The organism is Leptospira langatensis (assembly GCF_004770615.1).
In the GTDB taxonomy this organism is placed as follows: Bacteria; Spirochaetota; Leptospiria; order Leptospirales; family Leptospiraceae; genus Leptospira_B; species Leptospira_B langatensis.
Map to the genome: position 1 here is coordinate 550247 of NZ_RQER01000004.1, position 26991 is coordinate 577237.

The 26991-nt window shown below is 44.5% G+C and carries 25 protein-coding genes, 1 rRNA gene and 1 other RNA gene; 4 read left to right on the forward strand and 23 right to left on the reverse strand.

The features are described from left to right. Nucleotides 1-11 precede the first annotated feature (11 nt). Complete coding sequence (locus EHO57_RS06705; RefSeq protein ID WP_135644087.1) at nt 12-362, reverse strand: YkvA family protein; 351 nt, start codon at nt 360-362, stop codon at nt 12-14. A gap of 16 nt (nt 363-378) precedes the next feature. Next, nucleotides 379-1317, reverse strand: a complete 939-nt coding sequence (locus EHO57_RS06710) for an RluA family pseudouridine synthase (RefSeq protein WP_135644090.1) — start codon at nt 1315-1317, stop codon at nt 379-381. A 144-nt stretch (nt 1318-1461) separates the two neighbouring features. Between EHO57_RS06710 and loa22 the strand changes: the two genes are divergently transcribed. Further along, on the forward strand, nt 1462-2028 hold the full coding sequence (gene loa22 / locus EHO57_RS06715) for an OmpA family outer membrane lipoprotein Loa22 (RefSeq protein ID WP_135644093.1): 567 nt from the start codon (nt 1462-1464) through the stop codon (nt 2026-2028). A 117-nt stretch (nt 2029-2145) separates the two neighbouring features. Here loa22 and fumC read toward each other — a convergent pair whose 3' ends face one another. The 13 genes from fumC to EHO57_RS06780 form a co-directional block, all read right to left on the reverse strand. Further along, on the reverse strand, nt 2146-3540 hold the full coding sequence (fumC, locus tag EHO57_RS06720; protein ID WP_135644096.1) for a class II fumarate hydratase: 1395 nt from the start codon (nt 3538-3540) through the stop codon (nt 2146-2148). Nucleotides 3541-3628: 88 nt separating this feature from the next. Next, complete coding sequence (locus tag EHO57_RS06725) at nt 3629-5731, reverse strand: hypothetical protein (RefSeq protein ID WP_135644100.1); 2103 nt, start codon at nt 5729-5731, stop codon at nt 3629-3631. Nucleotides 5732-5875: 144 nt separating this feature from the next. Then, a complete protein-coding gene (locus EHO57_RS06730) occupies nt 5876-7138 on the reverse strand; it encodes a malic enzyme-like NAD(P)-binding protein (RefSeq protein ID WP_135644103.1) in 1263 nt (420 codons plus the stop codon). Between the two features lie 43 nt (nt 7139-7181). Continuing rightward, nucleotides 7182-8558 carry a tRNA uridine-5-carboxymethylaminomethyl(34) synthesis GTPase MnmE gene (gene mnmE, locus EHO57_RS06735; RefSeq protein ID WP_135644107.1) on the reverse strand — a complete coding sequence of 459 codons (1377 nt, stop codon included), beginning with the start codon at nt 8556-8558 and terminating at the stop codon, nt 7182-7184. A 7-nt stretch (nt 8559-8565) separates the two neighbouring features. Next, nucleotides 8566-9276, reverse strand: a complete 711-nt coding sequence (gene jag, locus EHO57_RS06740) for an RNA-binding cell elongation regulator Jag/EloR (protein WP_135644110.1) — start codon at nt 9274-9276, stop codon at nt 8566-8568. 22 nt (nt 9277-9298) lie between these two features. After that, entirely contained in the window at nt 9299-11158 is a 1860-nt protein-coding gene (gene yidC, locus EHO57_RS06745; RefSeq protein WP_135644112.1) for a membrane protein insertase YidC, read from the reverse strand. A 3-nt stretch (nt 11159-11161) separates the two neighbouring features. After that, complete coding sequence (gene yidD / locus EHO57_RS06750) at nt 11162-11389, reverse strand: membrane protein insertion efficiency factor YidD (RefSeq protein WP_135644115.1); 228 nt, start codon at nt 11387-11389, stop codon at nt 11162-11164. Then, nucleotides 11386-11706, reverse strand: coding sequence for a ribonuclease P protein component (gene rnpA / locus EHO57_RS06755; RefSeq protein WP_135645404.1), 321 nt, complete (start codon nt 11704-11706; stop codon nt 11386-11388). Before rnpA ends, yidD begins: the two co-directional genes overlap by 4 nt. Nucleotides 11707-11715: 9 nt before the next feature. After that, nucleotides 11716-11877 (reverse strand): 50S ribosomal protein L34, encoded by a 162-nt coding sequence (gene rpmH, locus EHO57_RS06760; RefSeq protein WP_135584431.1) that lies wholly within the window; start codon nt 11875-11877, stop codon nt 11716-11718. A 144-nt stretch (nt 11878-12021) separates the two neighbouring features. Further along, nucleotides 12022-12138 (reverse strand): 5S ribosomal RNA (gene rrf, locus EHO57_RS06765). Nucleotides 12139-12183: 45 nt separating this feature from the next. Then, nucleotides 12184-13017 carry a DNA-formamidopyrimidine glycosylase family protein gene (locus tag EHO57_RS06770; protein ID WP_135644118.1) on the reverse strand — a complete coding sequence of 278 codons (834 nt, stop codon included), beginning with the start codon at nt 13015-13017 and terminating at the stop codon, nt 12184-12186. Between the two features lie 12 nt (nt 13018-13029). Continuing rightward, nucleotides 13030-15369: a hypothetical protein gene (locus tag EHO57_RS06775; protein ID WP_135645406.1), complete on the reverse strand. Its 2340-nt coding sequence runs from the start codon at nt 15367-15369 to the stop codon at nt 13030-13032. 161 nt (nt 15370-15530) lie between these two features. Next, the gene (locus EHO57_RS06780) at nt 15531-16796 is read right to left on the reverse strand and encodes a pyridoxal phosphate-dependent aminotransferase (RefSeq protein ID WP_135644121.1); all 1266 of its coding nucleotides are present in this window, start codon (nt 16794-16796) and stop codon (nt 15531-15533) included. Nucleotides 16797-16896: 100 nt separating this feature from the next. Here EHO57_RS06780 and EHO57_RS06785 point away from each other — a divergent pair, with 100 nt between their 5' ends. Beyond that, the gene (locus EHO57_RS06785; RefSeq protein ID WP_135644123.1) at nt 16897-18834 is read left to right on the forward strand and encodes an adenylate/guanylate cyclase domain-containing protein; all 1938 of its coding nucleotides are present in this window, start codon (nt 16897-16899) and stop codon (nt 18832-18834) included. Nucleotides 18835-18892: 58 nt separating this feature from the next. Then, nucleotides 18893-19249 carry a transmembrane 220 family protein gene (locus EHO57_RS06790; protein ID WP_210410019.1) on the forward strand — a complete coding sequence of 119 codons (357 nt, stop codon included), beginning with the start codon at nt 18893-18895 and terminating at the stop codon, nt 19247-19249. A 15-nt stretch (nt 19250-19264) separates the two neighbouring features. Here the strand turns inward: EHO57_RS06790 and EHO57_RS06795 are convergent, their stop codons facing one another. The 3 genes from EHO57_RS06795 to ssrA form a co-directional block, all read right to left on the reverse strand. Further along, nucleotides 19265-19627 carry a HepT-like ribonuclease domain-containing protein gene (locus tag EHO57_RS06795; RefSeq protein WP_135644128.1) on the reverse strand — a complete coding sequence of 121 codons (363 nt, stop codon included), beginning with the start codon at nt 19625-19627 and terminating at the stop codon, nt 19265-19267. Further along, complete coding sequence (locus tag EHO57_RS06800) at nt 19620-19919, reverse strand: nucleotidyltransferase family protein (protein WP_135644131.1); 300 nt, start codon at nt 19917-19919, stop codon at nt 19620-19622. The genes EHO57_RS06795 and EHO57_RS06800 overlap by 8 nt, the downstream gene beginning before the upstream one ends. Nucleotides 19920-19933: 14 nt before the next feature. Continuing rightward, nucleotides 19934-20280, reverse strand: a transfer-messenger RNA (tmRNA) gene (gene ssrA / locus EHO57_RS06805). A 109-nt stretch (nt 20281-20389) separates the two neighbouring features. Here ssrA and EHO57_RS06810 point away from each other — a divergent pair. Continuing rightward, nucleotides 20390-21238 (forward strand): N-acyl homoserine lactonase family protein, encoded by an 849-nt coding sequence (locus EHO57_RS06810; RefSeq protein ID WP_246050570.1) that lies wholly within the window; start codon nt 20390-20392, stop codon nt 21236-21238. Nucleotides 21239-21293: 55 nt separating this feature from the next. On the opposite strand, the gene EHO57_RS06815 is transcribed toward EHO57_RS06810, so the two are convergent. The 5 genes from EHO57_RS06815 to pabB all read right to left on the reverse strand — a co-directional run bounded on the left by EHO57_RS06815 (nt 21294) and on the right by pabB (nt 26973). Then, entirely contained in the window at nt 21294-23351 is a 2058-nt protein-coding gene (locus tag EHO57_RS06815; protein WP_135644134.1) for an AMP-dependent synthetase/ligase, read from the reverse strand. A gap of 198 nt (nt 23352-23549) precedes the next feature. Beyond that, nucleotides 23550-23825: a hypothetical protein gene (locus EHO57_RS06820; protein WP_135644137.1), complete on the reverse strand. Its 276-nt coding sequence runs from the start codon at nt 23823-23825 to the stop codon at nt 23550-23552. Between the two features lie 81 nt (nt 23826-23906). Then, nucleotides 23907-24602, reverse strand: coding sequence for a leucyl/phenylalanyl-tRNA--protein transferase (aat, locus tag EHO57_RS06825; protein WP_135644140.1), 696 nt, complete (start codon nt 24600-24602; stop codon nt 23907-23909). 2 nt (nt 24603-24604) lie between these two features. Beyond that, nucleotides 24605-25141: an RNA 2',3'-cyclic phosphodiesterase gene (gene thpR / locus EHO57_RS06830; RefSeq protein WP_135644143.1), complete on the reverse strand. Its 537-nt coding sequence runs from the start codon at nt 25139-25141 to the stop codon at nt 24605-24607. Then, nucleotides 25138-26973 (reverse strand): aminodeoxychorismate synthase component I, encoded by a 1836-nt coding sequence (gene pabB / locus EHO57_RS06835; RefSeq protein ID WP_135644146.1) that lies wholly within the window; start codon nt 26971-26973, stop codon nt 25138-25140. The genes thpR and pabB overlap by 4 nt, the downstream gene beginning before the upstream one ends. Between the last annotated feature and the right edge of the window lie 18 nt (nt 26974-26991).

Genomic DNA, 26991 nt, shown 5'->3' on the forward strand with positions numbered 1-26991 from the left:
AAAGAAGGATGCTATTTGTCTGGTGTTTCCTTGCAATCGATCTGTCCTGAATTCAAGAAATCTTTCGCCTTCTTTTTATGTTCTTCTTTTACATAGATAGAAGCAGCGGTCAAGACTGCAGCGACCACTCCCGCATCGTCTATATATCCCGCTCCAAAGAATATGTCCGGAATAGCATCAAATGGAGTTAAAAAGTAAGCGAGGGCTCCTGCAATGGTCAGCTTTGCTTTTAGAGGAGTATCCGGGTCCAGCATGGCATAATACAAGGCGATCGCATCCGGCAAGAAAGGCACCTTCCCTGCGACCTTCTTTACCTTGGGCCAGAAACCTTCTTTGATCCTCTCGATTTTTTCTTCTTCCATACTCATTTGGCTTTGATCAGAAGTTCTCCAGATTATTTTCAAAATTCTTAAACCGTTCCGGGATGGGCAGGACGATTTGCACTTCTTCCCCACTAAAAGGATCCTTAAATTCGAGCCAATAGGAAAGAAGAAGAAGTCCGTAGTTCTCAAACAAATGCGCGTTCCTGGAATACAATAGATCGCCAACAACCGGACTCCTAAGGCTTTGCAAATGCACTCTGATCTGGTGAGTCCTTCCGGTTTCCAAGTCTGCCTCTACAAGGGAGAATTTTCTGCCGTTCTTAGAAACCGCGGTTTGCAGCACTTGGTAGTGAGTGATCGATGGCCTTCCCTTGGTAGTAACTGTCATCTTCAGTCTTTCTACGGGATGTCTTCCGATCGGCTTATCGATCGTGCCCTCTCCTTCCGGTAGACTTCCTTGGACCCAAGCCAGATATTTCTTAGTAATATTCCTTCTTCTAAAAAGCTCGGATAACTTTGCGTGGGCAGTATCGTTCTTTGCCACGATCATCAACCCTTCTGTAGGTTTATCCAAACGATGGACAATCCCGGGCCTATCTTCTCCCCCGATCGAGGAGAGTTCTTTAAACTTGTATAAGAGGCCGTTGATCAGGGTTGTAGATCTGTCTCCTGGGCCGCTATGAGAAGCGATCCCTGGAGGTTTTCGGATAATTAAATACTGAGGAGTTTCTTTCAGCACCTCTAGATCCATTTTTACCGGAGTGAGATTCAGGGGAGGCTTAGGAGGAACAGAGATCTGGAACTCTTCTCCCGGACTAACTTTATAAGAAGGCTTTAAAATAATCTTTCCGGAGCCGTCTTTGACCCATCCGGAATCGATCCAATGCTGGATAGACGCTCTAGATATCTCATCTCCCAGAAAATCTTTCAGAAATTTATCAATCCGAGATCCTTCGGATCCGGCGTTAGCTTCGGCATGGAGTTCGAGGTTCATAATAGTTTTCCTAAGAAATACCAGAGGGTATATGTGGACTCATTCGGTGCGGATCTTTAAAAAAGATTTCCCATTTTCCGAGAATCAGTATATCTTGGATAAATTCATCGAATAAACCCCAACCTTAATCAAGGAAGGAAACAAATGGTAAAAAAAATTCTTAATATCCTGCTCGTCGGTGCAACGGTTTTTTCCATCGCTCTCTGCTCTTCCGGAGAAAATAAAGAGCAAGCCGCTCCCGAGCCTGGTTCTGATCAAAATGCTGCGGCATCTCGTAACGTCAACGTTGACTCACCTGCAGACGTTATTAATAATCAAATCAAAGACTTCCGTTATCCTGATGGAATCACTCGTCCTGGATTCAGCTACAAAAAAGCTGATGTTAGTGCGGGAGATTTCAGCGAGTGGTCAAAAGCAAATATCGCTGTGATCAAAGACGGAATTTCAAAACTTCCTGATGCATGGGCTCTGGAAATCACCGGACATACTGACCAAGTCGGTCCTGAGCAAGCAGAAGGCGATAAAAAAGGAAACGTTTACTACGGAGACATTCGTGCGAAAGCAGTGAAGCAAGCTCTTGTAAAACAAGGAATTCCTGCAAATCGTATCGTAGTTAAGAGCGCAGGTTCTTCTTCTCCGGTTTCTGGTTTGGATGCAAAAGATCCTAAGAACCGCAGAGTTACCTTCAAATTCGTAGAACAAGGTAAGTAATTCTCTAAACGGATCTCGGTCCGAATTACAAAAAAGGGCGGTTTGATCACCGCCCTTTTTTTATGCCCGGAGCCTTTCGGCAACGAGCATCTTCATTTGTTGGATCAACTCCGGATCTTAGTCCACACTCGGAGAGATCATCTTCTCCGGAAGGACCCATTGGTCGAATTGCTCGCTAGTTAGGATCCCGAGTTCGATACCGGACTCTTTCAAGCTAGTGCCCTTCTTATGAGCGTTCTTAGCGATCTTAGCAGCGTTATCGTAACCGATATGAGGGTTCAAAGCGGTAACCAACATCAAACTGTTTTTCAAGTGTTCGTTGATCTTATCCTTGTTCGGCTCAATTCCTCTAGCGCAATGCTCTTCGAAAGAAACCGCCGAGTCCGCAAGAAGTCGGATCGAATTCAAGACGTTGTGAATGATAAGAGGTTTGAAAACGTTCAGCTCGAAGTTTCCGGATGCGCCACCTATATTCACCGCGACATCGTTCGCAATTACTTGAGAAGCTACCATGGTCATCTGCTCGGACTGGGTAGGATTCACTTTTCCCGGCATGATCGAAGAACCTGGCTCATTCTCCGGAATGGAGATCTCGCCTATACCGCATCTTGGTCCGGAAGAAAGCCATCTCACGTCGTTTGCGATCTTCATGAAAGAAGCGGCAATCGTCTTTAGCACTCCATGAGTTTCCACCAAGGAATCATGAGCAGCCAGGGCTTCGAATTTATTCTCTGCGGAAATAAAAGGAAGTCCTGTCTCTTTTGCGATCTGGGCCGCAGCCTTTACTGCAAATTCAGGATGAGTATTCAATCCGGTTCCTACCGCTGTCCCGCCCAATGCCAATCTGTAAACTGCAGGTAGAACTGCTTTTACTCTCTCAATATTGTATTCTAGTTGTTTTACATATCCGGAAAATTCCTGGCCAAGAGTCAAAGGTGTCGCGTCCTGCAAGTGAGTGCGTCCTATCTTGATGATATTCTGGAATTCGGAAGATTTCTTTTTGAGAGTATCCTTCAGTTGTTCCAAGGCTGGCAGAAGTTTTTTCACCAACTGTTCCGCCGCTGCAATATGCATAGCAGTAGGAAACGTATCGTTAGAAGATTGAGCCTTGTTCACATCGTCGTTCGGATGGATTGGCTTCTTGGAGCCCTTGGTCCCGCCTGCAATCTCGATGGCACGATTGGAAATGACTTCGTTTGCATTCATGTTTGTTTGGGTTCCGGAACCGGTTTGCCAAACGCTTAACGGAAAATGCTCGTCCAGTTTGCCGGAGATGACCTCGTCTGCGGCCTGCACGATCAGGTTCTTTTTCTCATCCGTTAAAAGTCCAAGCTGGGCGTTAACGATTGCCGCAGACTTCTTTAAGACTCCCAGAGCTCGGATCATCTCTCGAGGAAAACGATCGTTCCCTATATGAAAGTGATGCAGGGATCTTTCGGTTTGCGCTCCCCAATATTTGGAATCATCTACTTCGATTTCTCCCATGGAATCGGTTTCGATCCTAGTTTTCATGAATCCTCCGTTCAATAGTTGCTGGATTAAAAGGGTTGGATTTCCGAATTGGAAAAGGTTTACAGATCCGTAATTCTATACGAAAGAATTACTCGTCTCGGAATTTACGAAGTGTGTCCGCCAAAGCAGCAAACTCGGGTTTCTTTGCAGTGACGTTCTCCAAATATTCCAAAGTGGAGTCCAACCACGCGGAATCGGATTCTAACTCTTTCCGAATGAATACATGTCGGATCGAATTCATAGAACGAATCTCGATATATCTCCGCTTCTGGTCATAGTACATTAGGTCGGCTACTTTGTCTTTTCCGAATTCCGGCGAGGCAATGGCCGCTACGACTTCATCCAGCCAGATGATCCCATTATTCTTCCGGTCCACATAATCGATGGACTTCTGTACCTTGGCCGGGATGAGAGTGGATTTTTCCTTAGGGCCCATAAGCACTCCCAAGGATTTCTTCTGCTTAGGAGCCTCTTTCTCAGGAGCTGGCTCAGCAGATTTCGGAGAGGAGGCCTTTTTACTCTGTTTGGCAGATTGGTATTCGTCCGCAGGTTCCAGATCCTTTTTCAAAGGAGAAGAAATGCTGACCCCGAATAAGCTCAGAATCCATTCTAGCAATTTTACTAAGAAAGACTTAGAGTCTTGGATGGCCTTAAGCCTTTGCTTTTCGTTTTCCTTCTCCCAATCGGTAATCGCCTTGGAGAGACGGATCTGCTCGTCGATGGCGATCTCCGAGTCTACTCCTTCTACCACATCCTTTAGAAAAGCGTAAATTCCTTTTGCCTGTCCGTTCTTTCGGATCAATGTGTGGATCGAAGTCCTTCGCTCCTTATTCGCTAAGAAAGAAGAAACCACATTCTCGATCGCCAATGCAACTATCCCAGGAGAATTTCCGGTGGCCTTTTCTCTGGTAAGAATATCATTCCTGGTCTTAAATCTTTCCAGTACTTGATCCAGGACTTCAGCCTTACTCAGGCCTGACTTCTTAATGGAAGAATCCTTCAACTTGATAGAAGATAGATCCACTGAAAAAGGCTCTTTAGATTCGCGAACTCTCACTACGATATCGCTGAATGCGAGATTGACTAAGGATTCCTTTCTCAAACTAGAAAGAGAATCCATAGATTGAGAAAGAACTTCGAACGCTTGCAAGAAGACATCCGAACCTTCCCAGGTCTTGCCGGAAGTAAACGCAGGGTGCTTCTTCAATTCTTGGATGAATTGCGCACCTTGGTGAGTCCCGGAAGGTTGGATCCAACCGGACTGTTCTCCAGGAAGAAGAGAGGTTAGGATCCTTCTTCCTAAATTTATAAAAACCTCATAGATGATCTCTATTTCAGTCTCGTCAGTTGCAGTCTCCTTCTTCACATCCAGGGTATCGCCCACGAGCTCTTCTAGAGAAGGTTGGATGACATGAAATTCCAGGTGTAAGCGAAGCAAAGGAGAACGAGAACCTCTCTTTTCAATGACGAGTAACGCCTCCGGATCCGCCTTGATCTGGCTTAGGAACTGAATGATCTCGTTCGGTTTTTTGCCCAAAAGAGAAATTAAGGAAGCAAGGATATCGTCCCTCAGTTTGAAATTTCTCTGTAAAAAGGACTCAACCGATAGAGTCTTTACATTCCTCATAGATATGGGAAGGTTTTTGGAATCTTGGAAATCCACAGGATTTCCTTTTTCATCCGTGTTCAAATATTGACGAAGGACCCAATCCCTTAGCTCACCGGCAGATCTTCTCTCTGCTAGATTCAAATCCCTTCTTGCGATATATTGTAGGAATGCGGCCGCGCTCTGGGCCAAGCAGGCTGACTTGATCTTTTGGATCTGATCTGCTCTACGAGAAGCAGGACGGATGGCGACGTTCGCGAGACCTAACTCGCGAGTTTCTTCTGACAGAAAAAGATATTGGTAAAGAACGAATCCGTTCTTGTCCTCGAAATATTTCAGATCCGCAGGTTTTAGGAATTGAAGCTGCTCGTACTTAGCGAGCGCAAAAGGAGAATAATTGAATAAGAAGAAATTCTCCACTCCCTTCTCGATCATATCCAGATCGCGCATGGCTTTCGGATTGGTTTGGAGAAGTAGATTTCGGAGTTCTTCTTCGGGAATTAGGTCCGTTCTGTCTAAGGGAACGATGCCTTCTTCCGGAACAGGATTCAGAGCCTGGGGTGAATTGCTTTCCGTTTCGGGCATGTGCGCTTCCCTCTTGCTCCGGTCGTAATTTGACTAGCGATTTGCGTGTCCTAGTATTTTATTTTCGGAAACGAATCATCGCATTCTTGAGCGCGATCTAAGAAGATTAGACGTTTATTTGCTACGGTTCACTTCGCGTCGGGGTCAAGCTCTCATCAAACCTTCGAGGAAAGAAACGTATTTTTCTCTTCCTGGGTAGGGTCTTCTTGCGGTCCCGCTTTGGACTGCCGCTTCCGCAACAGCAGGCGCTACATGATACAATACCCTTTGATCGAAAGGCTTGGGGATCAGATAATCTGAACCGAACACGAACTTTTCTCCGCCATAAGCGAGACTTACCGCTTCTGGAACATCCAATCTTGCCAGCTCCGCCAAAGCTCTAGCTGCGGCCAATTTCATTTCCAAAGTGATATGCTTGGCTCTTACATCCAAGGCTCCTCTGAAAATAAAAGGAAAGCCCAAGACATTATTCACCTGGTTCGGCATATCGCTTCTACCGGTTCCCATAATAATATCAGGTCGGACTTTTTTAGCAACTGCGTACGGGATCTCAGGATCCGGATTTGCTAAGGCAAAGATGACCGGATTCAAGGCCATAGACTTCACCATGTCTTCAGTCACCATATTGGCGACGGACACTCCGACGAAGATATCAGCATCGTGCATCGCGTCGGCCAGAGTACGGGCCTTCGTATTTTGAACATATTTCTGTTTGGTAGAATTCAGATCGGTTCTTTCGGAATGGATCACTCCTTTCGTATCCACTAAGAAGATCTGCTCTTTTCGGATCCCGATATGCTGCACTAATTCGGCGATCGCGATACCGGCTGCACCCGCTCCACAGATCACCATTTTTACTTCACTAGGACGTTTTCCATTGATCTCGAACGCATTTAATAAACCTGCAACAGTGATGATTGCTGTCCCATGCTGGTCATCATGAAAGACCGGGATATTCATTCTTTTAATGAGTTCTTCTTCTATATAAAAACTTTCAGGAGCCTTGATGTCCTCTAGATTGATCCCACCGAAAGTAGGCTCGAGCATTTGGACTGCCTTGATGAAATCGTCGGGATCCTTCGCATCCACTTCGATATCGAAAACGTCTATGCCTGCGAACTTTTTGAATAGTACCGCCTTACCTTCCATCACAGGTTTTCCGGCAGCAGGACCTATATCCCCCAATCCCAAGATCGCAGTTCCATTCGTGATAATGCCGACTAAGTTTCCTTTGTTCGTGTACTCATACACTAGGTCCGGATTTTCTTTGATTTCCAGACAAGGGTAAGCGACTCCAGGCGAGTATGCCAGGGAAAGGTCGAAGGAATCCCGAGTAGGTTTTGTAGGAACAACTTGTATTTTACCCTTTGGATGCAGGGAATGATATTCGAGGGATTTTTCTCTCATAGGAATAAAACCAATCTTTTCGCTCGGGGAAAGAACGAAAACATTATTTCCCCACGCAGAATTTGCTGAAGATTCTCCCCAGGATTTCTTCGGTGTCAACGCGTCCGTTCACTTCACCGATCTCCTCCAACGCAGAATCAATTTCTTTGATATAGATCTCTGCGGGAGCTCCGTCGCTCATGAGAGAAAGACAGTTCTCTAAACTTCTCACAATTGTGGTAAAATGGAACCGATTCCTTTCTTCCAAAAGGACATAATCTTCCGAGCTCTCCAATCCTTGGAGTTTTTCGGAGATTTTTTGGATCAAAACATCTAGTCCAGTCTTGGCCTTGCAAGAAATTTCGACCACAATCGTGCCGGGATAATTCTTGCGATCAATGAGATTTTGGTTCCAGCTTGCATGACGGATATCGCTTTTGTTCGCAGCAATGATCGCGCCTTCCAGTTTGGATCTATTTTCTTCCGCAAATTTCGCCCAATCTGTTTCTTGAGAAACATCTAAGACGAGAACTCTCACGTCTGCTTGGGAGAATTCCTTCTCGCTTCTCTCGATCCCCATTTTTTCGATCCGATCCCCAGTCTCTCGAACGCCTGCCGTATCGATGAGCCGAATGGGAACTCCCGAAAGTAAGAATTCTTCGCTGATATAATCCCTGGTTGTTCCCGGGATCTCGGAGATAATAGATCGGTCTTTCCCGAGGATCAAATTCATGAGACTGGACTTGCCTGTATTCGGCTCTCCATAGAGAACGACTCTGCTTCTCTCCAATAGGGTTTCAGCAGCGCTGGACTTGCGCAGAAGGTTATTGCAAATCTCTACGATGGATCGGATACGGCCCTTTCTTTGTTCGAACGATTCGAAAGTAAGATCTTCGGTAGAGAAGTCTATCTCCGCTTCGCATTCCGCTTTTAAGGAGATCAATTGACTTCTTAGATTGGAAGTAAGGCGAGAAATTTCTCCGAACGCATTCTTCTGAGCCAGTTCCAATTCGAACCTGGATCTTGCACCAATGATCCTGCCGATCGCCTCCGCCTCGTTTAGATCTAGCTTTGCGTTCAAGAAGGCTCTTTTAGTAAACTCTCCCTGCTTCGCAGGTCTCGCTCCCGATTGAAAGAGACATTCTAATGCTTCTCTGAGCAGGATAGGATTTCCATGAGTATGGATCTCGCAGAGATTTTCTCCGGTAAAGGAATTGGGGCCTGCGAAATATAGAAATACTACTTGGTCTAACTTCTTTTCCCCATCTATAAAACGACAGGTATAAGCATATCTCGGTTGGATGGAAGATAAAGAAGGGGGATCGCCATAGAAAGATAAATGTTTATAAGCGATCTGTAATGCTTCCGGACCGGATACTCTCAGAATACCGATGGCACCCGCTCCGGAAGCGGTAGAAATAGCAGCTATTGTATCAGCCACAATCGATTCAGTAGTCGTTCACTTCCTCAAGAAGATCCCCGTTCGGGCTCTTCTCAACGACATCCTTGTACTTGTGTTTGTCCTTCATCGGAATGATACGCACTTTTTTGTACGTTCCGTTCCCTTCTGATCTAGTGAAGACTTTCTCATTCTCTTGCAATGCCATGTGAACGATCCGTCTTTCGAAAGGATTCATTGGCTCAAGCAGTTTGGACTTTCCTGATTTAGCAACAGAAGAAGCCACGGACTTGCTCAATCGGATCAGGGATAATTCTCTTTTATCTCTGTAGGACTCGGTGTCCAAAACGATCTTGCGTCCGTGACGGATCTTGGAATCCACCATCAGGTTTACCAAGAACTGAAGCGCATCCAGGGTGGCTCCGCGTTTACCAATGATCAATCCGGACTCGCGGCTCGTGAGTTCGATATAGATCTTACCGTCTACGTCGCCCATTCCCACCACTTCAGCTTCCACACCCATCTTGCGAAGAAGGGTCAGGACAACTCCGTGAATGATCTTCTCTGCAGGAAGATCAAAGTTGGAAACGAAGGCACGTACTACGGCCGGTTTTTTCTGTGTTAGACCCAAAAATCCGGACTTACCGGATTCAACGGTCTCAAACCGTACGTCTCCGGGTTCCAATCTCAAAGTCTCTAGTGTTATCTCTTCAGCTTCGGCTTTTGTTTTGCCTTCGGCTTCGAATATATAGTTTTCCATATCGTATCCTCGATATATGAATTCAGGCTTTTACGGGCGCTTCGTCTTTCTTACGAATATTGGTCACCCATTGTTGAGCTATAGAAAGGACGTTAGTCACTGTCCAATATAGAGTCAGTCCGGAAGGCATGTTCCAAAGGAAGAATACCATCATTACCGGCATAATATACATCATCATTTTTTGATTTGGATCTGTCTGAACGGAAGTCAACTTCATGGAAAGGAATTGGGTTCCTACCATTAATAATACTAAGAGGTTCAAGGAAATCCCAGTCGCAGAAAGGAAAGGGATCGCAGGAGATGTCCAAATAAAATCAGGTTCGCTTAGATCCGTGATCCAAAGGAAAGGCGACTTCCAAAGATCGATCGTATCCGCAAACGCAACATACAATGCAAAGAAGATCGGCAATTGGATCAGCATAGGAAGACATCCACCCAACTGAGAGAGAGGATTCATGTTATGCTTCTTGTAAAGCTCTAACATCTTCTCTTGCTTTTTAGCCGGATCGTTCGCATACTTCTCGTTGATCTTCTTCAGTTCAGGAGAAAGAGCGCTCATCTTCTTCATCGCTTCTGCTTGCTTTTGGTTCAAAGGATAGAACACCAATTTAAAGAGAAGAGCGAATAGAAGGATACCGAAACCGTAACTTGGAATGGTATATTTATAGGATTGCTTCAAGAACCATACGATCCCGTTTCGGATCGGTGTGAAAATCCCTTGGTTAAAGGACTTGTTCAGATCAGAACTTAGGCCTGCAAATGCGGATTTAGGATTTTTGAAAGGATCCAATTTCGGGTCGCGGAAAAGCATTCCGTCCCATTCTCTGATCCCCACATAATTTGCGAATTCCAGAGTTTCGTCCTTTCCAGGCTCGAGAGATATATTAGAATACGCTAATATTGTTCCTGTCTCGTTTTTCTTTCTATTGTCGAAGAGGGCGCCTTCTGCAGGATGATTGAGAGTATCTACGACTGCTAAGAAGTAACGGCTTCCAGCTCCGGCAAAGTCCACACCTTCTCCGGAAGACCAAACCTCTTTGAAATTCTCGTTCCCGTTCGGAGCTCCGAAAAAGAAATTACGAATTCCTTCCCAGAATCCCCAAGCATCTCCTCCGTCCGGTAGATCCTTCTCGCTTCCGTCTATTCTATACACACGGAAGAATTTGGATAATTCCTGAGCGTTCGGCTCTCTTCCCTGAGGCATCGGACCTAAGCTTCCGAAAGTCCTCAAATAAGCGGGCTTTGTACGATCTCCGAAATAGAGTTTATCTTTTCCGAGATTCGTAACGGTGATCTCTGATTTAAAATAGTTCTCTGTAGGAAAGAAACGAAATACTTTCTTTAATAAAACTCCGTCTTTAGTTGCGTAGAAGGTAACGGTCCTATTTCCCTTATCTTCTTCCGCTTTGAAGTTGATCTTATTCCATTCCGAGTCGGCTACTTCTTCTTTTCTATGGGAGAAGTTATAGTCGAAACCCTTTCCGCGTGAGAGTTCGATTGCCTTTACTTTCTGGCCATCTACATCAATTTCCTCGAAATCGGCTCTTGCGATATTGATCTCGCCGCCTTCGATATCTTTGTGATTCTTAATATAGAATTTTTGGATCCTTCCGCCCAAGCTGGAAAGAATTACTATATGAGAATCTGTACTGAAGGTAAATGTTTTGATGTCTTTGGAATCGACTGCGGTGATCGGAGTCTGGTTCTGAGTCTTCTGTTCTGGAGTGGTTTCCTTAGAAGTCTCTTTGTTCTCCGTTACCGGTGCGGGTTTATTGGGTTGTTTTTGCTTTCCGCCATCGGGATTCAGAAAGTAGTTCCCGAGGAACCAGATTCCCATTGTGAGTACTAAAGCAAAAAAGAGTCTATTTTGTCTGTCTTCCATTTCCTATTTCCTTTTAGGGTTAGGGGGTAAGGGGTCGTCGCCTGCCGCAAAGAGAGGATTGCATCTGAGAATTCTCTTTGCGCTTAAAAAAGATGCGGTGAAAAAATCGTATTCTTGGAAGGCCTGAACTGCGTATTCGGAACAACTAGGAGTGAATCTGCAGGAAGGCGGAAGAATAGGTGAGATCCAACGTTTGTAGAATCGGATCAATAAGATGGCCAGTTGATTCATTTTATTTTTTGAGCCAGCAGACTCAAACAAGCCAGAAGTTGGGAATGATCTTTATCGAACAGGCTCGGTTTCGCTAGTATCGCGATGTCGAAGCCTTTTGGAAAAGAACCTGCTGTTTCGGTAACGGCGGCCCTTAATCTTCTCCGTATTCGATTTCTTCGAACGGCCTTTCCGACCGATCGTTCCGGACAGTATAAAAACCTGTTTTTTTCTAAGGCATTTGCCCGGTAGATGATCGTTAACGGAGGATTGGTTGCCCTTTTTCCGGAAGCGAATAGCTCCCTAATATCCTTCTTGGATGTAAGCGTCTCTTCGATATAGGTTCGTTAGAATTTCTTACCAGTTCTTTCGTCAGAAACGGTTAGCTTGTAACGGCCTTTGGCTCTTCTGCGGGCGAGAGTTTTTCTTCCGCCGGGGGTCGCCATTCTGGCGCGGAATCCGTGGGTACGGGCACGTTTAATCCGGCTGGGTTGGTATGTTCTTCTCATATAGTTCCCTGTGTATCTCTAAGATTGCAGTGTAGGACCCGATAATTAGTCCTTCGGGTTTACATTTTTTCCCGAAGAGCCAAGGGTCAATCCGTTTCTTGAACGGACTTTACGCGATATTGTATAATGGAATCAATAATGGCAACCCGGCAACGTCCTACTCTCCCACACAGCGAACCATGCAGTACCATCAGCGATGAGAGGCTTAACTTCCGTGTTCGGGATGGGAACGGGTGTGACCCTCTCTCTATAATCACCGAGAATCTTTGGACAGTTTGTGATTGGACCTTCTCTTGTCAAACCTATTTAGTAGGTTTTGTTCCAATCGATAAATTGTTCTCCGGCCATTCTTTGGCAATTAGGACAGAAGAAGGAATCGTGGCCCAACACATTCGCCCTACGGATCGTGGTGCCGCATCTTGGGCAGGGCTCGTTTTTACGATTTCGGACCTTAACGTGGTCCCTCACCTTTACGTCCAAAGGAGCTTGCTTCTTTCGGATATAATCTATGGAATCTGCTAAAACGGTCTTAATACTCTTATAGAGTTGCCTCTTCTCTTCTTCTTGGAGTTTGTAACAAGGAGTCTTGGGATGGATCTTGGCATCGAACAGGACTTCGTCCGCATAGGCGTTTCCAAGCGCACTTAATTTGGTTTGGTCCATCAAGAAGGCGCGGGTCTGTTGCCGACTCTTATTCAATCTGCTCAGAAATTCCTCTTCAGTAAACTCCTCCGAAAGAAGGTCTATCCCCTGGTCGCTGTATTTGGGGATCTGAGCATAATATTCAGGTTCAGTAAAGTATACCTTACCCATTCGAACATCGTCCGCGTAGTTCAGCACCTTGTTTTGAAAGCGGATGCGAACACAGAGATCCTTCTTCTTGTATTTTGGGTCCAAGGAGAATCGACCGGCCAACATAGGATGAATGACTATATTCTTAGGACCGAATTGGAAATTTAAGAAGGGGCCGTTCCGTTCCAGGCCTACGAACGGTAGGTTTAAGAAAGAATTTTCAGACTGACCACCGGTAAGATTTCGGACGACGATAGGATCAATGATCTCAATCGCCTGAATGATCTCTCCGGGAAGTTCTTGGATAAGTCTTTCCCGTATAATAACTAGATCCGGAAGCTCTGGCATGAGTCGGGCTCTTTATTTCTTTTTACGACTAGGAAGGTACTTATAGTATTCTACTTCTATCGTATTAATTAAGAAAGTATAATATTTTACCAGTTTCTTGTCGTACTTCTTCTTTTGTGCTTCGTTGCGGAGGAATTCTGAGATCTGATCTCGGATCAAAGGAGCCTTTAGATCGGAATGACTTAGGATGATCGAACTTGGCATCCCGACCGGAACGATATCATCAGGAATTGCAATAGTAGCTGCGTTTTGCAAAAGAGCATATTCAACGGTAGAGGCTACCTTATCGTCGTCGGACTCGGTTCTTAAATGAGCCACCGATTGTCGGATATTTTCTATATTTTCCCAGATCTTCTTTCTCATGGATTTGGAATCATGGATCTTATCTTGGATCTTAGTAAATCGGTTCGGGAATACGAATCTCTCTGCACCCTTGGCGATGAGACTTACCTTTTTCTCTTTCGGACTTTCTCCTTTTCCGAAATGCTCGTCCGCGTCGTCGTCATCCCCACTGATATAATAGTCACTGACAGTAGAGATACCCGAATAATCCGCTCTGAACCCTCCGCCACCGGAAGAAGATTTTCCTCCAAGGCCCATAATGTCCGATTTCTCTCTATCTCGGAAGAATACCGCAAGCAATCCGCCGATGACTAAGGAGACAGGAAGGCCTACTAAAATGACCCCCGCAGCATTGAAATGCACGCTCGCAATCAGGAAGAATAGCATGGTCCCAACGAACCCGAGAAGCCCCATAGAAAGATTGAATTTCTTGGCGAGAGCCTCACTTTTCTGGCGATCCTCCACTTCTCTTTCCATGAGCATTGCGTCTTGCTGCAGTTTCACAACATAATCCGGCTTGAGCATGGAATTCAATGCAGGGTTCTTAGAACTGGTCAAAGTAGAATTGATCTCTTTGGCAATAGCGAGATCCTTTTCTACCATTGGATTTACTTTTGCATCGGCAGTCAGTTTGTGAAGCACCGCGGCCATATAGCCCGGATCGACCGCATAGATCTCCGTTCCGCCTTCTTCTTTTTTGATCTCTTTGATACCGAACTTGGTCTTAAGATCGGAGACGATCTCTTGCGTATATTTGGAAACCAATTCAGGATCCGAGATCCCGATCGCATCCAATCTCTTTTCCGGACTGAAACGATAGAGAGTGAGATTGTTCTGGGAGTTCTCTTTGATCTGGCTATGGAGCCTGTTCTTTAAACTCTTGAAGGCACCCTCGACCTTTCTTTCTTCTAAGAGAGATTTCTCTTGGATGAGTTTACGAATGATCGCGACAGATTGCATGCAGGTCTCTGCGACTCTTTTTCCCAAATCGTCCTTTTCTTTATCGAAAGGAAAATCCTGCACGAGTTGGATCAATGCTTCTACCTTCTCGCTGTTTTGCTTCTTGCCTGGTTCCGCATTTCCATGCAGGGTCTCGAAGTCCTGGATACGAGCTCTGAAAAGAGTATAACCTGCTCGTTCCGAAAGTTGTTTCAGATAATTTAATGCAAACACCTCTAACGCATCACTCTGTGCGCGGTAGTGAGCGATGACCTCCGGCTGATTCACATAGGTTCCGTCCGGATTCAATTGTAGATCATCCAGGATCAGATGATAATCCGAAAGGATCTCTATAACTGCTCCTCTGTTCTTTGCGTAATTCACAAAGTCCCAGAGGAAGTCATTCATCGGAATATAATTATAAGGCAGGAATCCTCTTTTCAGAAGACTTGCCATTTCGGATTGCAAGGAGGCCAATTTAGGATACAACCAGATCTGCCCCGCCTTATTCTTATGAAGAAGCATAGCTCCGGGACGATCTTCCTCCAGAACGCGAGGCTTCTTGGCTCGATTGTTTAAGATAAGATCGATTGTTTCTTCCGAAAAGCTAAAGCAAGCCTTTCGATACGGAGTAACATCAGTCTTCGCTTCCTTCTGAGGAGAAGCTAACGCGATCTTAGCGAGCACCTTGTTCCCGTTCCGGACTAGGAACGGATACATGAGCATGGATTTGTTTCTTCCCCGCTTTTCCGTATCCAAAAGTTGGCGAAGCGCCATGTCCACAGAAGGAGGAGATTTTGCCTGCTCGCTCAAGTTGCGATACTTTCCGAGCAACTCTCCAAGTTTATCTAAAGTAAGAAGATAAGAAGGGTGAACGCTTTTCGAACCGTGCTTTTCGGTTTTCTTATGCCAATCTCTGAGTTCGTCCAGGATGCAACGAGCCGTTGCGGAGAGTCCGACAGCGCCGTCATTTAAGAAGATATAATCGGGCGCCAAGGCGTCCAGGTCAGGAGCCTTGGTTTGACTGGAAGCTAACTCCTCGAAGGATATGTCTTGCTCCAAGGTCTCCATATTTACACCGTATTTGGATAACAATCCAATCTAGGAAAATTTCTATTTGTTTCCTTCCGACCAGAATCCCCGACGGAAAGAGAGAATGAAACTATTTTATTCCGAACTAATCCCTTGCTATAGGAACAAATACGTGGATTTCGGATCTGAAACTCCAAGATTTACTCTGAAAACGAACTTAGGATCCGCCCTATTTTATGAATTCCTTCCTGTATCTCTCTATCTTCCCTCGCAAAGCTGATCCGAACGCATTCTTCTGCGAAGGGTTCTTTGGAGGCAGGGCTCGGATAGAAATACTTGCCGGGAACGATAATCACTCCGTTCTCTTTTAAGATCGGATACAATTCGGAAATACTTTTGGAAAGCCCCGAGAATTTCGCCCAAAGAAAGAAGGCGCCTTCGCTCTCGTGGAGGGAATATCGTATCTTACCTTTCCATTCTTTTCTAATACAAGAAACGGCAAGTTCTCTCTTTTTCTCATAGAATGGTTTGACTATGTCTCTACTCAACCTCAACCATTCTCCCGATCGAATGAATTCCAAGGCTATGAATTGACCTAAATTCCCACTGGCAAGATTCAAAACTGCATTCGCTTTATTTAATGCACTTACGATCTCGGGATCTCCTAAAACAAAACCGGTACGGACTCCGGGAAGTCCTATCTTGGAAAGACTGAAGCCTTGGATCATTCCCTCTTTATGGAACAAACCTTGATCCGAAAAGATAATCCCCGGGAACGGATATCCGTACGCGTTATCCAAGAAGAAGGGAATGTTTCTCTTACGGGAGAAGCCGAGTATCTTCTCCAACTCATTCGAGTCCGCAACTCTTCCTGTAGGATTGGTTGGCCTAGACAAGGCAACGCAGCCCAAGGGATTTTTTTCATCGTCCCAATTCTCCAAAGAAGAAGGATCCAACTCATAACGAAACGTATCTGCGCCAGTTGCCTTGGACTGACCTAGAGAATATGCAAACGAATCCGAATAGATCGGCTGATCCAGATAACCTATGTATTCCGGAAGAACAGGAAGAAAGATCTTACGGAAACTTCCATCCTCAAAATGGCCGGAGAAAAAATTCAATAATAAGTAGAACGCGCTTTGAGAGCCGTTGGTAATTGCAATCTGATCCTTGGAGATCCTGGTCCCAGTTTCGGAACTTAAGAGAGAGGCCAACGCTTCGAGTGTTTCTTCCTTACCGGAAGGTGTCTCATACTTCCCTAATAAGGAGTCCCAAGAACCGGAAGATGTAAATTTAGAAAGTATTTCTCTCCATACTTCCTCTACTTCTGGGATCAATGCAGGGCTTCCTCCGCCGAGCATGGACACATCCGGTCTTAGATCTCCTAAGTCCTCCATCAATTGTCCGATCCCTGTCTGGTTCTCGTATTTTCTACCGAACCTTGAAAAAATGAAATTCTTGCTCATTTGCTAATTCCACTTTTCTTTTTGCAAAACTTCCGAAAAGATAATCTAAGAGTAGAAGGAATTTTTTTCGCCTTCTTCCAAACCTCTCCCGGAGAAAGCAATGTTAGAATTCGAGTCTCTCGAAGATACAAATGAAATCGATCCGAATACTTTGGATCTGAACACATATTTGGATCGTTTTCCTTGGGAAGAAAAATGGACCCAGTTAGGAGAACCGATCGATAGCATTTGGTCTTTTGATCTGGACGCTTCTCCCGAGGAACTCTGGCCTTGGCTGATAGATACTTCTTCCTTCAATAAACGGATAGGCATCCCGGAGATGAAGTTCAAAGAGATCAACGGTAGACTCTTTGGAACTTCCCGAAACGCGGGGATCCCAATGGAATGGGAAGAAGTTCCCTGGGAATGGGAATACTGTAAACAACTGAATAATGCCAGGATGTATTCGAAAGGATTCGCATACTACGTTCGCACTCGTTATCTACTATTTCCTTTAGAGGAAAATAGGACCAGGCTATTCGTCTATTTCGGTTGGATCCCGAAAGGATGGATCGGCAAAACCATTCTTAAGATAGGAATGAAGCAGATGGAGAAATCCTACGAGAAAGCTTTGAAAGCTGTCGTAGCGGATCTAGAAAAAACCAAGAACCTAAGTTGGCTCGGACCAAGCGCACTCGGTTTTATCAAAGAAACCAAATTGAATAAAGAACCGGTTTTTCCCGCGAGAATGCAGCAAATCCGAGTCGGTTATATCCGAGAAGGACAACCGAGAGAACTAGTAGATAAGGTCTTAAATTACGTTCTCGATGCGGACGAGTCGGATCTGTACCGGATCCGGGTCAAAGCCATCTCCAAGGCTTGGAATATCTCGGAGAAAGATCTTCTCCTGATCTTCCTACATGGATGCAGGCTCGGATTATTCACCATGAGTTGGGATGTGGTGTGCCCTCATTGCAGAGGAGTCAGGACGGAGGCACAGCATTTAGGAGATCTTCCTACAAGAGATACCTGCGAAGTATGTGAGATCCAATTCGAATCCAACCAATTGAATTCGATAGAGATCACATTTCATGTTCATCCTTCCATTCGAGAAGTGCAAAAGAGAATGTTCTGTGCAGCCGAACCTGCGACCAAGAACCATATTCGATTCCAGAAATCCCTTTCTCCCGGAGAATCCTATCAGTCGAAATTGCTTCTCAGGAACGGTGTCTACCGATTGAGAGTGAACGGAGACAAAAACTATTCCTTACTCGAGATCAAAGACGAAATCCAAAACAGCCCGCTCTTATGGAAACCGAACGGATTGCCCGAACAAGTAGAGACAAATACAGAACCGAATATCTTTCTAGAAAACGAGACTGCGGCTCCACGTACATTCATCATCGAAGAAAGAAGAGAAGATCAGGATTGCCTTCGTCCTTCCGACTTATTCAATTTTCAGGATTTCCGGGATCTTTTCTCGCAAGAGGCTCTTTCTACGGATCTGCAATTGGATATAGGGATCCAAACCATACTCTTTACGGATATAGTAGGTTCTACAAAATTCTATTATCATAAGGGAGACTCCGGCGCATTCTCCGAAGTGAGATTTCACTTTGTAGAAGTATATAAAGTAGTCAGAGAATTCCAAGGAGCGGTAGTGAAAACGATCGGAGACGCGGTGATGGCTGCCTTCCCTTCTCCTGTTGCTGCTGTAGAAGCCTCAGTTAAGCTTCAAGAATTTTTTTCAGATACAAATCCGGAGACGCCGATCCGGATCCGGATCAGCTTGCATACAGGGCCTTGTCTCGCAGTAAACCTGAACAGTAATATAGACTACTTCGGGAACACAGTAAACTTTGCAGCCAAATTACAAGCCATCGCAGATGGGGAAGAGATCGTGTTCTCGGAGATCATATTCAAGGACAAGGAACTTCGCAAGTTGATGACTGAAAAAGGTTGGAAGGTAAGAAGAGTCAAATTCAACCAGAGTTGGATCAACGAAGAAACTTCCGCATACAAACTTGTATTCAATGGTCAGGAACAAAAAAGCGAATAAAACGTTTTCCAATCCCGGGACTTTTCCAAATAACTATAGAATCTAAACGGAGAAAATCATGTTTCGAGTCATCTCAATTCTACTCGCAGCCTATTTCGTACTAGCAGCAGGGCTGCAATACAATGATCCGGATCCTTTACACTGGATGCTATTGTATCTTACTTCCGCTCTTACCTGTGTACTCGCAGCAATCCGAAAAGATAGTCTGCCTCTGATCTACGCGTCTATCGGAATGGCAAGTATCGAGATCGCAATCACCGCAGACGGATTCTTTACCTGGCTAAAAGCAGGGAATGAAAATCTGATCGTAGCCAAGATGAGTGCGGAAAAACCGTATATCGAATTGGGTCGTGAGTTCTTAGGAGCTATGATCAGTTTGGTAGTAGCGATCTGGCTTTGGTATAGAAAAAGATAGCTATCTTTGTCCTATTTATTCTAAGATTTGAAGCAAGCTTACGATAGCCACTTTAAGATCGGGGATTTTCTCTTTACATACATCATATATTATTTCGTAATCGAGACCTTCGTAGTGATGCGAGATAATATCTCTCATCCGCATGATGTTTGTCCAGTCGATAGAATTATATCTTAATAGTAAATCCGGTTGATGTTTATTGATGGATTTAATATTTTCTCCAATTGCTTGCAGCCTCATGGAGATAGAATCCAAAAGGATCTGTCCTTCTTCATTTGAAATAAAATCGTCAGCAGCCTCAATGCTTCTGAAGCGACTTTCTACAAGGTGAATCGATTCGAGAATAAATCGAAGTCTATCTCGAAACTCTTCAGACATGAATCATATCTTTTTGAATTCTTTCTATAAAAGACTTTCTTAAGCCAGGTCTATTACGGACTAAATCAACCGACCGACCCAGTTTGTCTTCGAGATAGATCTTTATCCCAGCTAAGGAATCGAACTTAGGTTCTTGAATATCGATCAGTAAGTCAACATCGCTGCTAAGATCTGCATTATCTTTAGAAAAAGATCCGAATATGTAGATATTAACTAGCCCGTACCTACGTGCCAATTCCGGCTTTGCCTCTCTTAGGCTTTTCAGAAGTTCTTCTCGAGTTTGAACGAACATAGTGAAACTCGGTAAACTGGAGACGCCGGGGTTCGAACCCGGGTCCTATTGCGTCTCAATGCGGCCTCTACGTGTTTGTCTTATGTTTTAAATCTCGAAAGGCCTTAGCCCATAAGCAGGCGTGTCCTTTCTATCCGATCCAAGTACTCCTTAAAACGGGAACCGAAAACCGATCCAAGAAGTCTCCCGTTTGAGACAGAAAGAAAACCACCGGGAGAGTAAGCTATCTTTCCGAAGCAGAGATTAAGCTGCTAGTGCTAATTCGTTGTTAGCGTTTAATGTTTTGAAGGTTTTTAAGAGGCCCCTCACCCCTACATGCCACCACACCTTAACTACAACAGTCGAAACCAAATTCGTCCCCGCTGTGTTACTGATTAGACTCTAGATTTGATTTTACCGGATGTGAAAGCAAGAAAAAATGAAGCGAAAGATCCTTAAAATCAAATCTGGAAGTTCGGGAGAATTTCGCCTTGGCCCCATTTAGAATTTTCATTCTTCTTTTTTTACTCTACCAATGCGCTTCTTCTTTTGAGAAGAAGGAGCCAAATCCACTTTCTTCGGACCAAGGTGCTCCCGTTCTGTCGGATGGATTATACGCTTTCCGGTACGGTAAACTGCTTTATTCGAAACAACTCATGGAGCAAGGAGCAGAAGAAGGAGAGTCTGAGATCTCACTCTTATTCTATCTTGTGAAATTGGGAAAGAAACACATATTGATCGATACAGGGATCTCCTCTAAGGAAACTGCAAAACGGTTTCAAGTGCGAGACTGGACTTCTCCGGAAAAACTCCTTTCCTCTATAGGAATACTTCCTTCTTCTATCGAAGATATTGTCCTAACTCACTATCATTTTGACCATGCAGGAGGTCTGGATCTTTTTCCGAATGCGAAAGTATACGTTCAATCGCATGACTGGAATACATTAAAAAAATCGAATTGGTTTTCTAACCAAGAAAGAAAGCTTTCTCTCAAAGAGAGATACAAGAAGGTCCAATTCTTAGATTCGAGTATAGAATTAATTCCGAATTTCAGGATATTGCTCACTGGTGGCCATACTGCAGGTTCGGTGGCGATAGAATGGTCGATCCGTCCTGGAAAACGTTTTTTGATCACAGGAGACGAATGCTATTGGATTGATCCTTGCAAGAAAGGGATCGGGCTCCCGAAAGAAGCTGCCTTCTCTGTTCGGAACAACAAAGAGTTCTTGGATTATGTAGAAGTTCTATCTTCGCAAGGCAGCACGATTCTTACGATGCACGATCCTCAAGTCTTGTCCGAGGGAAAAGAAGTGCTTCCCGGAATTTTTAAGTTGTACTAAAAAAATCCCCCGGCTTTCACCGAGGGATCTTCTCTTTTCAATAGAAGAAGGTTCCTTATTTATAAACCTTATCGATCCTTTTTTGGTATTTCTCAGTGATCACGTGTCTTTTCATTTTTAACAAGTTAGTCAACTCGTCTCCGACCTCGAAAGGCTTAGGAGCGATCACTACATGTTGGATCAATTCGAAGGATTTAAATCCGTGCTTCGTACTGTTATACTCTCGGATCTCCTTCTTGAAGAAATCGATTACCTTCGGATTTTCAATGAGATCCTTCAGATCCTTAGCTGCGATCCCGTTCTGTTCCAACCAAGGTTTCAGGACTTCTAGATCCGGAACGATGATAGCTCCCAGCACTTTCTGATCCTGACCGAATACCATGGATTGTTTGATATATGGAGACTCGTCCATACGGTTCTCGATCGGGACCGGCTCTACGTTTTCTCCGCCTAAGAGAACTACAGTTTCTTTCGCTCTTCCGGTCAAGGTGAGAGTATACTTGTAGTTGATGAATCCGATATCTCCCGTATTCAGCCAGCCGTCCACAATGGTCTTCTTGGTAACTTCCGGATTCTTGTAATATCCTTTCATCACTTGAGGCCCTTTGATATGAACAATACCTTTGACTCCCAACTTACCCGCTAGGATCTGTTTCTGATCGTTGATATGAGTGAGCACATTCCCATTCTCGTCTCTGAGTTGGAGTTCGGTTTTAGGAACGATATAACCTACGGATCCGATGATCGGATAATCGTAATGGCGCACCGAGATCACAGGAGCACTCTCAGTCATTCCGTAACCTTCTAATACTAAAAGCCCGATATCGTTGAAGAAATTATCCACATGGCGCTGCAAAGCACCTCCACCGGAAAGAGTTCCTCTCAAACGTCCACCTGTTGCCTGGCGGATCTTTGCAAGAACGACGGCGTCCAGGGTCTTATAGTTAAAGATCAGTGCCAAAATAGCAATAGTCAATAGCACTGGGGATAGGAATCCCAATCCAGGCTCATACATCTTGATATAGGAGTAAGCCACTGCGGAAATAAAGGAAACCGTAAACGGCCCAGTCAAAAGAACTTGAACGATCGCTTTGATCCCAAGTCCCAAAGATTGGAGAATATTGCGGTTCGTATAATCTACTTCTCTTCCACTCAGGAAACGAACTCCTGCATGGTATGTCTTAGAAAAGAAGTACGCCGCGTTAAAGAGGAATTTTCTGACCGGTGGGGTCTGCTTAGGATCGTTGATCCTATTATAGATACCGGTATAGATACTTTCCCAAACCCTGGGAGCGGAAGCCATAAAGGAAGGTCTCGCTTTGGCCAGGTCATTCCTAAGATCGGAAACCTTGGTGTAGAAAGTCGCGATCCCCAAAGAGATTGCGGAATATTCCACAACCCTCTCGAAAATATGCCAAACAGGAAGAATGGAAAGCATACTGTCATCTTCTTTGATCATGGATTTTTTCAGGATCAAAGGAACAACATGTTCCATCTGGTGGATCATATTGGAATGCATAAGCATTACTCCCTTAGGCATTCCAGTAGTTCCTGAAGTATAGATCAAAGTAAACAGATCATCAGGCTTGATCGCATCGATCCGCTTCTCGGCCTTGTGACCGCCTTTCGCTCTCAGCTGCTTTCCTTTTTCGACGAGATCATATAAATGCAAGACCCCTTTGGTCTTGATCTTACTGTCCTTGTCCATGATGATAAGGGTCTCTACACCCTTCACCTTGGCCTTGTTCTTCAAGAACTTCTCATACATCTTGTCGTTCTCTAAAAAGACGACAGAAGCTTCTGAGTGATTTAAAATATAATCCATCTCGGAGTCGGTAACATCGGTTCCTCTAGGAACGTTTGCGCAACCGGAGAATAAAACGGCCGCATCCACTATAATCCATTCTAAACGATTGTCCGCGAGGACCCCAATATGTTCTCTCGCCTTTACTCCTAAGTCGATAAGAGCTTCGGACAGAGCAAGGCCAAGATCTACAAGTTGTTTGAAGGTGGTCGCTTTGTATTCTTTTGTCTCATCCTTCGACCAAAAGGCTGGCCTTTCCCCAAAGGACTCGGCGGCCTTAAGGTACATGTCTGCTAAATTCTTATACATTGGGGTTATTCCTTGAGAAGAAAGAGTATATTACGCTTATGAGATAAAGCGCGTTTAAATTAATGTGATTGTATGACCCGTCAACTAAATTTTAGAAGATAGGATCTCGTAGGTGCGGTGCAAAATCGTAATGAAAGAGGAGAAGAAAACCCCGCTCGAGTAATTCTCGAACGAGGTTTTAAGGAATGTTAAGCGAGATTATTGTTGCTCTTCGCCAGCGCCTTCTTCAGCAGCAGGAGCAGAAGACTTAGGTGCTTCTTCTTTTCCTTTTTTGCCTTCTTTCTTATGTTTCTTTTTGCTGTGTTTCTTGTGCTTTTTCTTGTGTTTCTTCTCTTTTTTCTCAGGCTTAGCAGCAGAGTCTTCAGCCTTTGCCGGAGCGTCTCCACCTGCTTCTTGTGCGCTGATTCCGGTAAAACCGAACAGAGCGATCGCAGATACTAAAAGGGTAACAAGAATTTTCTTGAATAGGTTCATTATGGTCTTCCTATACTAACGATGGTTTGTGTCGTAATTTTATTGTTCTGTGAGGCAAATCAAATCCATTTTAAAGAAAAATCAGATTTCATCCACAGGAGGGACCCATTTGTTAGGGATCGAAACCGCTTCCGAAAGACGGTCTAGAAATTTATTTTTCGGAATTTCGTAGGCTCCTAGGTTCAAGGTAACCGGATTCATCTGCTGGGTATCAAACAGAGTGAAACCGTCCTTCTTCAAGGCCTCGAACAAAAAGTAGAGTCCGATCTTACCAAAATCGGGTAAGAAGGAGAACATGGACTCTCCGGCAAAAAATTTACCGATCGCTATTCCATAGGCTCCACCGCCTAATCTTCCCTCTTCGTCCCAGACTTCCACGCTATGAGCATAACCTTCTCTATGGAACTGAGTGAACCCTTTTAAGAAGGTATCGGTGATCCAAGTTTGCTCGTCTGTCCGATAAGAACAGCATCGCATAACTTGCTCAAAGGCACGATTGAATGTGACTGTGAATTTTTTTTGACGGATCCTTCTTCTTACTCGAGTGCTTAGGTGAAGGACGTTCAGATCGAATATGGCTCTCGGGTCCAAAGAAAACCAAAGTAAAGGTTTATCCGCCCAAGGGAAGATCCCTCTCGTATACGCGTACAACAATCTGTCCGCTTTCAGGTCTCCGCCGATGCCGACCACTTCTTCGAGGCTAGTGCGTGGATCTGCGAAGAAATCCGAAAAGTCTCGGACCTTGGGGGAATACGAATCTTGCTTCGGGTTTTCCATGATCAATCTAATTGGAGAGGATATGTTTCTTCGACAGAATAGATAGGTCCGTTTGAACCGCTACGACTAGAAAAAAGATGAAATTCCCGGATCTCGATATTCGGAATATGAAATTGATCGAATTCTTTCAGATACATTTCCAATCTCTTCTCTCGATCCCGTTTAAATCTTCCGATCGTGATATGAGGCTTATAATCCCTTTTTTCCAGGCTAAATCCAACTCTTCTTAAAGACGAATCCAAGGATTTTTGCAAGCGAAACAAGGCCTCAGAAAAAGAAACGGAAACGTACAGAATCTCGGGAGATTTATGTCCGAAAATTCCCAGACCAAGGACTTCGATCGAAAACGGGCTTTGGCCGATCTGAGAGCTGATCTCCGAAACCGTTTCTATTTGTTCTCGATCTAATTCTCCTAAAAAGACCAGAGTAGTATGGAAATTTTCCGGAAGGACCCATCGGATCTCTTCGAGTCCGTAGCAGATCCCCTGAATCCTTTCTCGTACTTCATTTGGAAGAGAGAGTCCTAAAAAAGTCCTCATTCTTGGTCCACACCTAAGACCCGCCTTGCCCCACGGATCGAATTCACTAAGAGTATTTTTTCGGCAAGCTCCAGATCTTTTTTCAAAACAGTTCCTTCTCTCGCATGTAACTTTTGGATCCATCTCTTTCTCGCCACACCGGGAAGAAGTCCTTGGTCCAACGCGGGAGTGATCCATTCTCCATCTAAAAAAAAGAATATGGAATGAATGGCACCTTCGGTGATCTGTCCTTCTTGGTTGGAATAGATCACATCGAGATAACCTTTGGCCAAAGCCTTTTCATATTCGAAAGAATAGGTCTCTCTGATATTCGTTTTATGATACAGAAATGGATCCGAACGATCTAACTGAGTTTTCGAAAACAGAATATTCCCTTGCTTAGGGCCTTTCACAAATTCGGAGATCTCCGTCCGAATAGTTCCGTCCCCAAAGAGTTGGATGCGGATGCGAGATGCTTTTCCCTTTTTGGATCGATTTTGTTCCAAGATCGTTTGGACAGAAAGTTCCCACTCCGATTCCTTCCATTCAAAGCCGAGTTGAGAAGCAGAGGACCTCATTCTTTCCTTATGATCTTTTAAAAAGAAGATCGTTCCTCTTTTACAGAGCATGGTAGTAAAAATATAAAAGCTGTTCTTCGCTTCGATCGGATCTTTCAGGAATTTTGCCTTGGACCAACATTCCTTCCATTCTATCTCCGCGTCAGATCCGATCGTGATCCCGGAACCGATCCCCATTCTACCGGTCCTTCTTCCAGGAGAAGTTTCTAAAAACTCCAAGGTTCGGATCGCGATCGATACTGTTTCTTTCTCCGGAGAAAGAAAGAAAATCCCTCCGGTATAGACTCCTCTTTCCTTCTCTAGCTCGCGTATGATCTCTACTGCTCTTTTCTTTGGAGCACCTGTGATGGAACCTCCAGGAAATAATGATTCGAGTATTCTCATCCAATTGATTTCTTTAGGAAGAAGGGAACGTACCTCGCTCGTCATTTGAAACACTGTAGAATATTCTTCTACCGAGAATAATTTAGAGACTTGCACGGAACCGAGTTCCGAGATCCTGCCCAGATCGTTTCGAAGTAGGTCCGTGATCATTAAGTTCTCCGCTCTATCCTTCGCAGATTCAAAGAGTTCCTCTCTTAATTTCTCGTCTTCGATCGAGTCCTTTCCTCTGGCCCTGGTTCCCTTCATCGGAACAGTTCGGATCTCATTCCCCTTCCTTTCCCAAAATAATTCGGGAGAAAAGGAAAGTATATCTCTGTGGCCCCCTACGATAGAATTTCCAGTCCGGATCCAGGCTTCATACGGAACGGATTGCTTCTTACGCAGATCGAAGAACAATTTTTCTAAAGATCCTTCCTGTCGGATCCGTAAAGGAAACGTATAATTCACTTGGTATACTTCGCCTTTATACAAATAGTCTTGGATCTTTCGGATCGCTTCCTTATACTCCTTTTGTTCTAGGCTTGGATCTAATGCGGCGAAATAGCCACGGTCCTGAAACTTTTCCTCCCAAGAAATGAGCTCTTCCGCCTTTACTTTGTGATACTTTTGAAAAACACCAAACCAAAGAAGTGGCTCGCTCCGAAATTCAGAACCATTCTCATAATCCTCGTTTAAGAACAGTTCTCCGACCTCATACGAGATCCAACCTGCCGCAAAATTACCTTTGGCTATTCTATCTTGAATTTCTAAGAGTATTTTCCTTACTTCGCTTCGTCGATTAGTAGTAAGGATTTCATTCGGCTCCGCGATGATAGGAATGCCTTCCGACGAAAAACCGCTTCCTAAAAATATAAACGGTCGATCGGGATTGTTGCGGAGATCCGGAATCATGATTTGGCCTTAAGTGCC